At 35.1% G+C, this 12,638-nt stretch carries 6 protein-coding genes; all 6 read right to left on the bottom strand.

Going from position 1 to position 12,638, the window contains the following annotated elements; genetic code table 11:
* Positions 1 to 5: 5 nt before the first annotated feature.
* Entirely contained in the window at positions 6 to 3,248 is a 3,243-nt protein-coding gene (locus tag KO521_RS10545) for a glycoside hydrolase family 2 TIM barrel-domain containing protein (protein ID WP_215939885.1), read from the bottom strand.
* Positions 3,249 to 3,309: 61 nt separating this feature from the next.
* Complete coding sequence (locus KO521_RS10540) at positions 3,310 to 4,827, bottom strand: sulfatase family protein (RefSeq protein ID WP_215939884.1); 1,518 nt, start codon at positions 4,825 to 4,827, stop codon at positions 3,310 to 3,312.
* Between the two features lie 286 nt (positions 4,828 to 5,113).
* Positions 5,114 to 6,700 (bottom strand): sulfatase family protein, encoded by a 1,587-nt coding sequence (locus tag KO521_RS10535; protein WP_215939883.1) that lies wholly within the window; start codon positions 6,698 to 6,700, stop codon positions 5,114 to 5,116.
* Positions 6,701 to 6,986: 286 nt separating this feature from the next.
* Positions 6,987 to 8,456, bottom strand: coding sequence for an arylsulfatase (locus KO521_RS10530; protein ID WP_215939882.1), 1,470 nt, complete (start codon positions 8,454 to 8,456; stop codon positions 6,987 to 6,989).
* A gap of 98 nt (positions 8,457 to 8,554) precedes the next feature.
* Positions 8,555 to 9,466, bottom strand: a complete 912-nt coding sequence (locus KO521_RS10525; RefSeq protein ID WP_215939881.1) for a sialate O-acetylesterase — start codon at positions 9,464 to 9,466, stop codon at positions 8,555 to 8,557.
* A 96-nt stretch (positions 9,467 to 9,562) separates the two neighbouring features.
* On the bottom strand, positions 9,563 to 12,406 hold the full coding sequence (locus KO521_RS10520; protein ID WP_215939880.1) for an outer membrane protein assembly factor BamB family protein: 2,844 nt from the start codon (positions 12,404 to 12,406) through the stop codon (positions 9,563 to 9,565).
* Positions 12,407 to 12,638: the final 232 nt, after the last annotated feature.

The raw sequence follows: 12,638 nt of genomic DNA, 5'->3' as shown, positions 1-12,638 counted from the left end.
AGCTGTTATTGTGCATTGAGAATAAATTCAAATTTATATTCACCTGAAGGTATTATAAACTGTGGTAATGTTTCCGACAAGGTTCCATTAACGCTCATTTGAATCAAATTTAAATTTAAGGTATAAAATCCTTTATTTTCTAGATCAAAAGTATGTTTTGCCTCTTCTATATTTTGAGCTGTATATGGCCAAATTGAAAATCCCAATTTCGGAGAACCTTTAATTATCAAATCGTTCTTTTTGTTTTCTGAAAGCTTCAGCCATCTTACTTCAGACCGATTTCCGTTTTCTTGTGGGAAAATGTAATTGGTAAACAAATCGTCCGTTTTAAAAGTGTATTCACTAACCTCAGTTCCTCTTTTTCTGTCAATATAATTTTCGTGAGGTCCTTTTCCGTAGAAAGTGGTTTCAGAATAAGTTTTTGGAACGCCCATGGTCATCCCGAACTTTACTAAATCTGGAAGTGATTTTTTAGCATCCATATTCATTTTTACTATGATACGTCCATCACTTAAAAACCGATAAGTAATCGTAAGTCCAATTTCGTCTTTATAGTACTTAGACACACTTATGATTACTTCATTTTCTAGTTGTTTTGAAATTTCAACAACATCGGTTACCAAAGAATCTGCCATAAACTCCCAGTATTTTCTTGATTTGTTGAAATCTCTACTACTGGCGCCACGCAAGTCGTTATCAATAGGAGGACGGAAAAAATCAGGTTTTAGCGGTGTAATGATTTGCTCTTTTTCGTTTAAACGAAAAGTATTTAAATCTCCGGTGGATTTTAAAACTGTTGCAGAAAATCCTTTGCCTAAGACCTTTATTTTATCTTTTGTTTCTAATGCCGAAACCTTCGCTTTGGACTTTGATTTATAATCGCCTAAGAATTCCTTAGGGTTTAAGAGTATTTGGTCTTTAGCAATTTGGAACCCTTTGTTGGCCCAAAAACGATTTTGTTTTTCGTGAACAGAAACCGTAATCCAATACTCTGAATCTGATTTAAATTTTATCTTTTTGAATGGAATACTTAATACTGAAGATGAACTGGGTTTTAAATCAATATCCTGTAAGATTCCAGATTGAAGTTCTTTCCCGTTTTCGGACAGTACCCATTTTACCTCATAAGCATTTAGATTCGTATGGTTTAAATGATTAATTGCAGTAAGCTTTCCGTTTTTAATATCAGAATCCTTAAAATTAAAAGGTTGGTGAATATATTTTACTTCCCAAGCGTGTGGGTTTGGTTTACCGTCTGGGGAAAACACACCATTAATACAGAAATTACCAGCATTTGGGATGTCACCAAAATCACCTCCGTACGCGAAGAATTGTTCTCCTTTTGAATTGGTCTTATATAAACCTTGATCTTTCATATCCCATATAAAACCACCGATCAAGTTTGGTTTAGAGTTGATTAAATCCCAATATTCTCCTAAACCACCAATGGAATTGCCCATGGCATGTGCATATTCGCACATAACAATTGGCCTATTTATATATTGGCTTTCAGACATTGTTTTTAGCTGATAGATTTCTGGATACATTCTACTTAGAACATCAACATAATAAGGGTCATCTGGGTTAGCATGCGCTTTTCCCCTAAATACTTTTTGACCTTCGTCTCCTTCTTTATATTCCGGATGAGTTGGTTGTCCTTGAGCACCTTCATAATGCACGAATCGTGAGGCATCATAATCTTTCACCCAAGAAGCTGCAGCAGCAAATGCAGGGCCTGTGCCAGCCTCGTTTCCTAAAGACCACGAAATAATACTTGGGTGATTTTTATCCCGGTCTACCATGCGCATAACCCGACTTAATATTGGAATTGCAAGGCTTGGTTGTTGCGGTGCATAACTTCCTAAATGATGGATTTCTATATTTGCTTCATCCATCACGTAAATTCCATATTTATCGCATAATTCATAGAAATAAGGGTCGTTTGGATAATGTGAAGTTCGCACAGCGTTGAAGTTGAATTGTTTTAACAGTTTTACATCATCTTCTAAATCCTTTCGCGTGAGTGATTTTCCTCTTTTTGGATGATGATCGTGACGATTTACCCCCTTTATTTTTAAAGATTTTCCATTAATAAGTAGTTCATTTTCTGAGCTAAAGGCAACCTGTCTAAACCCAACTTTCTGACTTCTAGATTCAACTGTTTTTCCAGAAGCATCCTTAACATCAAAAACTAAAGTGTAGAGATATGGATTTTCTGCAGACCATTTATTTGGGTTTTTAATATCCGCCTCCAAGAAGGCAAATTTGGTAATATCGCGTTGAGGCCACCTTTCAAAAAAGACATCTTCAATTGAACAAGACATTGGTTTTTTTAAAACCTTGTTGTTATTGGTGTCATATAATTCTGCAGAAATAGTCCACCCTTCTAGTTTGTCTTCATTTCCTTTCATCCATAAATGTGGACGAATTTCTAGTTTGGCATTTTTAAGATTTGCATCTAATTTTGTTCTCACGAAGAAATCATTAAGTGCTATTTTGGGTTGTGCCAAAAGCAGCACTTCTCTATGAATGCCACTTAAACGCCACATGTCTTGATCTTCAAGGTAACTACCGTCACTCCAACGTAAAACTTGTACGGCGACTCGATTTTTACCTTCGGTCAAAAAATCAGTGATATCAAATTCCGCAGCCAATCTACTTCCTTGACTGTACCCTACTTTTTTACCATTGACCCAAACGTAAAAAGCAGAAGACACGCCGCCAAAATGCAGGATTATGGATTGCTCTTTCCAGTCTGTGGGAATCGTAAAATCTCTGTAATAAGACCCAACAGGATTATCTCTGTATTTTTCTATAAATGGGAATTGTGGCGGATGCGGTCCCATATAACTAAAATTCCGCTTGCCTCCATTTTCAATATCTGGAGTAAAAGGATAAATTATATTTGTGTAAATGGGTTGGCCATAACCTTGAAGTTCCCAATTTGACGGCACAGAAATGTCTTTCCAATTTACAGAGCTTCCTTCAAAATCCTTAGCAATAAAATCTTGTGGTCTGTCCGATGATTTTTCTACGAAATTAAATTTCCAGAATCCATTTAGGGATTGTAGCCTTGAAACCTCCCGTTTTCCTATTAAGGCATCATCATGTTTTGTATAAGAATAACTTGGAACGCGAGCACGTAGTTTGTTCTGCTCGAACATTAATTCATTTTCCCAGTCGTTTTGCCCAAAACTGAATTGAGAACAAAACACAAACATCAAAAGAATAACAGAGTAAGTTTTCATTTTTAAATATGTTAGATGAACAAATTTGTTTAAGAACAACCTATTAAAATCCAATACTTTATCAGCCTTTAAAGTTAAGATTATTCTGTGTCAAATCCTTGTGATTTCTTAATCCAGGCTCATCATATTTCACTAACTGCTTAATCAATTCGGTTTGCATCCTATGAACAATATCGGCATAATCTTTATTGTAGTAAAAGTTAATAAGCTCGTCTGGGTCTTTTTCTAAATCGAATAAATATGGTTTTTCCTTTTTATCAAATACTAATTTATAACGGTCACTCACTCCAGCAACCCAAAAGCCACCGGATTTGGCGAAGTATGTAATTCTATCGCTATTCACTATTTTTTCATCATTGGTAAAATCATTAGAACTGTCCAAGCCATGAAATTTTGTATCGGTTTTTATATTCATCAAACTTAAAATGGTTGGTGTAAAATCTACGTTGGTGTATGCTGTATTAACAACTTTTTTAGCTGGAATTTTATTAGGATATCGAATTACAAAAGGAATTCTGGCAGATGCTTCATAAGGCACTCCTTTGTTTCTCCTTTGATGTTCAAAAAACATATCTCCGTGATCAGATGTAAAGACAACAATGGTGTTTTTAGTAAGATTGTTTTCTTCAAGAAAATCTAAAATTTTACCTACACTATCATCAATATGGCTAACCATTCCAAAGTACTGCTTTAGCATCTTTTTTTCTTTTTCAAAAGATTTTTTCCCGGAAGCTTCGTTATTTCCACCTCTTCCCCAGGACGGTCTTTGATCCGCATATTTTGGATTCATTGTTTTAGGCGCTACAACGTTCATATTTGTATACATCGTATTGTAAGGCGGCTTGGCATAATCTGGTGTATGCGGATCCGGAATGGACAGCATTAGGGCAAAAGGTTTGTCTTTATCCCGTTTTAGGATTTCTAGTGTTTTGTTCGTGAAAAAATCGGTTGCGTGTATAATTTCATTTTCAGGATATTTCTTAATGGCTTTATATCCAAGTCCATCTAGAACTTTACCGTCTTTAACATGAAAATAGGGGGCATGACCACCTCGCATCATATAGCGGTTATCTTCAAAACCTGCTTTATACTTTATCCCGAAACTATATTTATTATGACCTGCTAAGTGCCATTTGCCCACGTAAGATGTTGCATAACCTTGATTTCTTAAAATGGTTGCAAAAGTTGGAACATCCTCACTAATATGAAGTCCATTTTTTGGTGCACCCGTAGCTTGCGGATATAAGCCTGTAACTAACGACGCTCGTGATGGTGTACAAACAGGGGAGGAGGCATAGTAGCTAGTACTTATAGCACCTTCATTAGCTAATTTATCTATGTTTGGTGTTGTAGAATTATTACCTTTTCCCCAAACAAAAGCTTGATCTAGCGAAAGTAGTTTTTGATAACAACTTAATGTCCTGAAATTATGCTCATCTGTATGGATGATAATAAGATTTGGTTTTTCAGTTGAGTTAGAAGCTATGTCTTTTTTGTTTGTAACTACCTTTTGACCTGTGCAACTCACAAAAGAGAATACGCTAGTTAAGGTATATAGTAGTCCGGTTTTAAATTTCATAATTATTATTGAATATATTTTTTTGTTATTCTTGGTATAAATTAGCGTGTCCAAATTTCAAACCACAACTAATAACCCCACCTCTAGCAACAAATACATCCGCATGTATTTCTTTATTTCTATTCGGAATTTCTTTTTCTCTTGTAGCTACTTTTTTCCAATGTTCTAAGTCGGAGGCGCCAGAATTAGTAGTTTCTGTAGAAGCTGAATATGAGCTTAATGAACTATAGTTGTTGCTACCGGCTCCTACAGCTCCCTTTTTAAAAATTTTCTTCTTTCTATATCTTTATTTTTGGTATAAATACTCTTCAACCACTTTTATTTGTGGCCATTTTAAATTTGAGGTATTTAAATCTGTTGGTTGATTTTTACCAGGATTACTTCTTCCTTCTTTGATTATAGTTGCCAAGTTTTTCTTTAGTTCTTCAACTATTTCTGGGTATTGACTTGCTAGATTTACGTCTTCGGTTGCATCATTTTCCATATCAAATAATTGTAGTGATGCAGCATTTTTTATTGGTTCGTTTTTTCTTGGGTCGGTTCTGTTTGAACCTCCAAAATCATCAAACATCAATTTCCATTTGGCTGTTCGAATAGAAAAAATCCCTCCATCAGAATGGTGTGCTATTGTTCGCTCACTTACTTCAGGAATTGTTTCCCCGTGTAATGCAGGTAAAAAACTAATACTATCTTCTCCTTCATTCTCATTTAGTGTAATTCCTAAAAGGCTAGCACAGGTAGCCATCAAATCAGTAGTACAAATTAATTGATCGGAAACTTGTTCTTTTTTCACTTTGTTTGGCCAACGTACTAAAAAAGGTACTCTATGGCCACCTTCCCAGTTTGTTCCTTTCATTCCTCTATAAATCCAACTTGAATGATGTCCTCTTTCTGCCATCGCCGGAAAACCTGCCTTAGGAGACGTTCCGTTATCAGCAGTAAAGATTATAATAGTATTGTCTGCTATGTTTAACCGGTCTAATGTTTCCATTACTTGCCCTACGGCCCAGTCTGTTTCCATACAAAAATCGCCATGATCGTTTAAACCACTTTTACCGATAAATTTTTTACTGGGAACAATTGGCGAATGCGGCGCATTCAATGGCATATAGACAAAAAATGGAGTGTCTTTGTTTTCTTCAATCCAATCACACGTTTTTTTAGTAAAGGTTGATAAGACTTCATCTTGTTCAAATTCTTTAGCAGACCAGCCTGGTTTTGCCCCTATGTATCCTCTTTTTTCTAATGCATCTTCATTTTTTAAATATTCGAAAGTTCCCAGCGCTTTGTCATTTTCAATAAATACATGGGGATTCATGTTTAATGATGCCGAAATTCCAAAATAATAGTCAAAACCATTTGTATTAGGGCCATTCTTGATTGGAGCATTCATATCAACATTATTGGCTTTTTTCCTTAAGGACTCAGTAGCGTTAAGTTCTTTCCAATCCATACCTAAATGCCACTTTCCAACACATGCGGTTTTATAACCTTGCTTTTTTAATATGCTGGCAACGGTTTCTCTTTCAATATCAATTAAATGTTCACTATGGCCACCTAAAACTCCCTTTTTTAATGTCGAAGTCCTCCAAGAATAACGGCCTGTAATTATACCATATCTTGTTGGAGTACATACAGCTGAACTTGTATGAGCATCTGTGAATCTAACACCTTCAGTACCTAAGCGATCAATATTAGGTGTTGGTATTTTACTGTCCTTGTTGTACAATTGTACATCGCCCAGGCCCATATCATCTGCTAAAATGTAAATGATGTTTGGTTTTTTATCTTGCTTATTTTGAGCGTTACAAGTAATAGACGTAACTGCTAGCAGAACTAATAATAACCCTTGTTTTAAATTGACTGTTTTCATTTTAAATTATTAATTGGAGCTCAAGTGATATTAATACTTAGACACTTATAAGCGATGCAGATAAAATTACAATGTGTAGGCGATTTTTAGTATCTAACAGTATTTTCAATGTCTCTCTGAGTATTTTTGACGCAAAACACCATACAATCTTCAAGAAATAAGAAAACCCTCAGGAAATTTTTCAATTTAACTGAGGGTTTAGAATGGCTTTTTATTTGAATTAACTGATAACTATCTTCTGAGTTTTGTCTATAGAATCATAATTTATTCTAGTACCTCAATTGCATTAGTCAATACTAGCAGGTGCCCAATTAGGAATACCCCCTTTAGCTAATTGTTCGTCGTATAATTTTTCGAAAGGAGCTTTGGGGTCTGTCCACACATTATTCTGATTAATCATATGGGGAATCATTGTTTGGTACCAATCAAAATGAGATTTTGATAGTGCTGCAACAACATCTGGGTATTCCTCAGAAACATCTATTTGTTCATAAGGATCATTTGAAATATCATACAATTCTTTTCCAACTAATCGCCAACGGTCTGTTCTTACCGACCACATTTTGTCTGCAGAATCTATGGGGTTTTTAGCAATATTTCCACGTTGTGTTTGCAATACTCTTGGTTTCCAATTATAACTTGGATTTTCTAATAACGGCAACAAACTTCTTCCGGTTAATTCTTGTTTTGCTTTGGAACTATTTGCTCCGGTTAATTCACAAAACGTTTTAAATAAGTCTACATGGGCAGTTAATGCGTCAATAGCTACATCTTCTTTAAATTTCCCTTTCCAATACCAAAAAGCAGGTACATGTACGCCCCCTTCATAGGGTGTTCCTTTACCTGTTTTATGACCTTGAATAAAATCTGGGTCAGAGCCTGGTGCTCCGTTATCAGAAGTGAAAATAACAAGTGTATTTTCTAACATATTCCATTTTTCTAACTTCTGCATCAATACACCAAAATTGTCGTCAATATTTTCAATCATTGCCAACCTAGGTTGTGGTTTTGTAACACCACGGTCTTTCATTCGCTGCAAATTTTCTGGCTTTGCTATCAAAGGCGAATGAGGTGCATTTGTAGATATATATGCGAAAAATGGTTTTTTGGCCTCATTTTGTTCTTTAATCCATGCAATTGCCGAATTGAAAAATATATCTGTACAATAGCCCTTGGTTTGCACTACGGTTTTGTTGTGTAATAAAACTGGGTCGAAATATTTAGCATTCATTTTCTCTCCTTGATTTGGTGTGAAATCTGCATAACTTGTTATTTCTACACCTTTTTCTCTTTGACCAATTCCTCCGGCTCCATGCATTAAGACTTCGGAAAACCCTCTATTCCTAGGTAAATGCGCATCAATATCCCCTAAATGCCATTTTCCAAATATTCCGGTTTCATACCCTTCTTTTTGGAGTAATTCAGGAAAGGTTGTCAAATCCAAAGCCATACGTTCACATTCGTTGTGTGTTGCCGTAACTGCTGCTCTAAACTCATGTACGCCTCCCATAATGGCAGCTCTAGAAGGTGCACAGTTTGGGCTTACATAAAAATTAGTAAATCGTAATGCTTTCTTGGCAAAAGCATCTATAAACGGTGTTTCAACTACAGGATGCCCAATTGATTCCAAAACCAACCCTTGATCATCTGTCATTACAAAAACGATATTCGGTTTTGAATTTTTTAATGCTTGAGCACCACAAGCTGTTATTTGAAGTAAGACAACTGTAAATAGTGCTATTTTCTTAACATCCATATTCTATAATATTTTGCGTTTAAAACCTACTCTATTGCTTTTAAGCTAATTCTGCGCTTGGCTTCGCCCGTTTCTGGGGTAGTCCGTTGTCAATTCTTCTATTGGTTTAGAATACTTAGCTTATTGGCAAATGCAATCCCTAAACGTTTTTGACCTTTAGTATTGTAATGGACATTATCTGTATGTTTTGGATAATCCGCCCAAGTGGTATCTGTTGATGTTTTAATAATAGCTGCCTGATTGTCTGAAGCGCTAACTTCATTCATTGCTTGTCTCACTATAGCAGGGCCTTTTTCTTGGAATTTTCCATATCTGGAATTTATTTGTCCAATTACGAATGATAGATTTTTATTACCTAAATCTTCTCTATAACTTTTAATTAAAATTCTAAGATTGTCTTTATAAGTGGTTGCACTAATCTCTTTGGCAGCATCATTCTCTCCTTGCATCCAAGCTAACCCTATTATTTTGTAAGTCTTGTTTTGAGTTTTTAAAACTTCTATATTTTTCTTGATATCTGTAATATGAAGATCATAGAGTTTCAAATTTTGTTTAGACTCTCCTTTTTCCACTTCTTTAGCTTTTTTAGCTGTCCAATTAGGATTCCAAGCGCCATACAATGCTGTCCCACCCTGTGAACGCTTTATTAATAGGAATTCTTGATATGGGTTACGCTCTGCTAATGTCAATCCCATAAATAGTTCTGGACCAAAACGCTTTAAAAAGGCATATTTTTCGTTTGGTTTATTATCATAATATGAAAGCGGTTCAGCTGGTTTGCCATTGAAACTTAATGAAACTCTTTTTGATATATGTTCAATTCTTTTAAGGTCTACCGGACTCAATTCATCAAAATTTCCCGCTCCAGCCATATTGGACTGCCCTGCTAACAATACAATTTTAACATCTATTGATTCTAATGCTTTTGCGTTAATAGTATCAATATTTGCTGTTTTACATCCAACAAAAGTGCAAGTCAATAGGATTAAATAAAAGAATGTATGCTTCATTTTTAATTCATAATTTGTTCAATAAAACAGCTGTCATGTGTTTTTTTGAATATTTTAGAAATCGATTAAATCAATCTTAATATTCTCGCTTTTCTGCTATAATGCTTCAGCTAGTTCAATATCTAAAAATCGGAAGCCACCTAACGGAACAGCAATCTTTATCTCCGTATTTGGGCTCGATTTAAACTCCTCATTATTCAACAGGTCTTTAATCTTCAGTACTTTCATATTATTAAATTTAACGGTTGCCGTAGCTTCTTTTGGGTTAATATATCCGTTTTCGACAAGGGTTAAACGTAAATGCTTTGGCGAGACCTGTGCAACTACCCACCCCACATTGCCAGAAACTGTTAATGGTAATAAAGTGGCACTTTCTATAATATCTTTTTCAATTACCTTGTAATAATCTCTAGGCTTATAAATGGATTTACCATCTGCAGACATATAATTTTTTCCGTCAGAATAGTATTCTTTTAGTTTGCCTTTGTACCATGGGTTAATATTTTCTTCTAAAGGTTTTCTAATGGCATCTTTGTCTACAAACGCACCATTTTGTGTAGGAGTAATCAAAACCATACCGTTATTATATTTTGGGATAAAATTTAAATGACGGTCTGTTGCTCCTGCAGCAAATCTGGAAAAATCCCATTCAGTTAATGGAGCTCCTGGCCACGTACCATTTAATCTGCTAAAAGCATATGCTTCTTTATTATCTCCGTTTTTATTGTAAAACGTTAGCCATTTTACATTGCTAGCTTCATTTAGATAGTCTTCATTAGGATTATTAATGCTTAAATGAACAGGGGAAAAACTTAAAATGTCCGAGCGTTCAGGAACAAATAAAGCCCCTTTTGCAATCAGTTCCCATAGTAAACTCATGTACTCTTGATCCACGGGGAAATTATCTATATATTGGGCACCACTTGAAATAGTATACACCATGGTTCTTAAGAAATGGTTGGGTAACGTTTGATTGGAATGTTGGCGTAAACGATCAAAACTAGGGTTGTCTCTAGCACAACGGGCACCCCAACTATCTACCGCTCCGCTTGCCCAAAGGCCTAAGCGAGATGTAAAACTCAATTCCATAGATTTATCCGTGGTTTCTTCCATAGCGGGCACAAAAACACTAGCATATTTACCAGATGTTAATGGTTCCCATTTATCCATATAAACACTAGATTGCCAGAACAAATGCTTATTGCGTAGGTATAAACTAGCATTTTTTGTTTTCGCATAATCTGCTAGGGGTAGAATTAAATCATTCATGACAAAATTAAACTCGTCCGAATGGTCTTCAACTTCAGGGTAAATTATTACGGTTTTGTTTCCGTTAGCAATATCAAATCCTTTTTTCGTAGTAGCTACTTGGTACATATAAGGGTCGTTACCGTGACCGGCCCAATAAGAAATCCCTTTTCCGTTAGACTGCTTATGCTTTTTCTTCAGTATTTCTAAAACCTCGTTTTGGGTTAATATGTATTTCATTCTACCATCTCGCTTATTTTTATAAACTTCACTTGGCATGGCAGAACGATCCCACTTTTCTTTATCAAAACTCCCTCCGTTTAAAAATACAGGGTTGCTATATGTAGCTTCAATTTTATCAATAGCTTCTGCCGCACCTGTTTTTTTTCTGTTTTCTGACATCAAATAAACAGTAGCGGATTCTTTTTGATAAGAAGGTTTTTTAAACTGCTGTAAATCTTGTTTTATTTTGTTCGTATTGGTAAGTATAGTCTGAATTTTCCCTGGAGGATTTAATTTAGAAAATTCATTTTTCCAATTCGTATTATCTAAATCTATAATTTGAATAGCGCTTCCTCCACTTTGTGCACTAGCTAAGATTAGCTTATTTGCGTTGTGGTCTTTAAACATGTCGTTAAATGAAAACCGTGTAGGGATTACTTCGGCATCTGCATCTTTAGCTCCAACATTATGAATTAAAATATTGCTACCAAATAGGGTTATATAAGCCGTTTTCCCTTTGTAGTTGAACACATCGGTTTGAATAACACGATACATGCCTCTTTTAAGGGGTTTTTGGTCTTTTACTTCTTTAAAATCAACAAAAGATTGGTGGTTGGGGTTGTCAAGGCTAACTTTTGTAAAGTGCATACCTTTTGCCTGCGCCCCAACACGACCCAGTAACACTTCTTGAGCTCCATTTACATTTCCAATTTTCACATCTCCATAAGGGCCACGTTTTTTAATTTTTATGGTTTTGTAAGGTAGTTTCTCTAAAGGGTTGAAATAGTAAAGCGTTCCATTGCCATTCATGCTGTTTTGAACTCCATGAACTATCAATATTTCTTTGCCGTTCGCAAGTTTTCCAGGTCTTAAAAAATTGGTTAAATGCAACCCTTCGGGAGGTAGTTCTTTTTTTGCTTTACTAAAGGGTTTTTCTACAGAATAGGTATGAGAAGCAATTTCATCAATTAATTTACCATCACTAGTCACATAGTAAAAGCTATTGTCGTACCCACCACAAACTACATAGGCCTTTTTATCTTTTTTTATGATACAAACCGCATACATGGGTGCGGTATTCTGTTTAAATTTCCATAATACCTTTCCTTTATGATCAAGACAATATACAGTACCATCCGCATTTGCGGCTAAAATCTCATCAAAGCCATCATTATTTATATCATCGGCCCAAATATCATGGTTCATAAAACCTGATAGTTCATTTTTCCAAAGTATTTTTCCGTTATAAGAAATGCCTAAAACGGTGCCTTCATAACTACTAGCAACGATGTACGTTTTATTCTTGTTTACTGCAGGACGTACTTTAGAAATTGTATATCCTGTGTCAATACTGTAAACACCTGATGTATTTATAACTTCCTTATATCTTGTATCTTGACTCGACGAACAATTTATACCTAAAAGTAGAATAAGTAGAGTTAATGGAGATTGAGTTATATATGTATTCATAATTTACTAAGCATTTTAGAACAGAGTAAATTAAAGTCTTTGCTTCAGAAGAAGTGTATTTGAGAATATATTAATTGTACTCTTGCGTAAAAAACAGTTGTATTGGATAGTTGTAATTTATCGAATGAGTATTAGGGTATATTCATTTCAATTACTAGTGGTAAGCTATCAATATAACGTTGAAAAAGTAGACAGACTTCAATGGGTTTTCAAAAATCTACAGTTTAAGCAT

The sequence above is a fragment of the Zobellia uliginosa genome (assembly GCF_018860745.1).
Classification (GTDB): Bacteria; Bacteroidota; Bacteroidia; order Flavobacteriales; family Flavobacteriaceae; genus Zobellia; species Zobellia uliginosa_B.
The sequence above is the reverse complement of the archived record's forward strand: the minus strand, read 5'-3'. Positions and strand labels throughout refer to the sequence as shown.

Coding starts and splice junctions, on each gene's coding strand:
- KO521_RS10525 (WP_215939881.1), bottom strand. CDS start 9,466: ATGAAGCATACATTCTTTTATTTAATCCTATTGACTTGCACTTTTGTT.
- KO521_RS10535 (WP_215939883.1), bottom strand. CDS start 6,700: ATGAAAACAGTCAATTTAAAACAAGGGTTATTATTAGTTCTGCTAGCA.
- KO521_RS10545 (WP_215939885.1), bottom strand. CDS start 3,248: ATGAAAACTTACTCTGTTATTCTTTTGATGTTTGTGTTTTGTTCTCAA.
- KO521_RS10540 (WP_215939884.1), bottom strand. CDS start 4,827: ATGAAATTTAAAACCGGACTACTATATACCTTAACTAGCGTATTCTCT.
- KO521_RS10520 (WP_215939880.1), bottom strand. CDS start 12,406: ATGAATACATATATAACTCAATCTCCATTAACTCTACTTATTCTACTT.
- KO521_RS10530 (WP_215939882.1), bottom strand. CDS start 8,456: ATGGATGTTAAGAAAATAGCACTATTTACAGTTGTCTTACTTCAAATA.